This is a genomic window from Pseudoalteromonas sp. CR1 (genome assembly GCF_019392235.1).
Classification (GTDB): domain Bacteria; phylum Pseudomonadota; class Gammaproteobacteria; order Enterobacterales; family Alteromonadaceae; genus Pseudoalteromonas.
The window spans coordinates 1-268 of record NZ_JAHXRM010000293.1 but is presented as its reverse complement, the minus strand read 5'-3'; the positions used below and the strand labels follow the sequence as shown (position 1 = coordinate 268).

Genomic DNA, 268 nt, shown 5'->3' with positions numbered 1-268 from the left:
CTTGGCGGTTTGCAGTTCCTTGGCGTTGGCCCACAGGGTGGTCACCGGGGTACTGACGGCCAGGGGCTCACCGTTACGGTCAGTGATCAGGCCGCGGTGCGCAGGAATCGGGATGTGCCGCAGGCTACGGGCATCGCCCTGACCAATCAGGAAGTCACGGTCGACCACTTGCAGATCGATGATCCGCCAGGCAATCGCGGCCACCATGAGTGCCAGCAAGCCCAGCATCAGGCGGAAGCGCCATGGGTAGAGTGCGCCTTCAAGTTTC

Annotated in this window: 1 pseudogene; it reads right to left on the bottom strand. The window is 63.1% G+C overall.

The features are described 5' to 3' along the window. Positions 1 to 268 (bottom strand): annotated as a pseudogene (locus KZZ04_RS19455) (penicillin-binding protein 2); the annotation flags it as partial.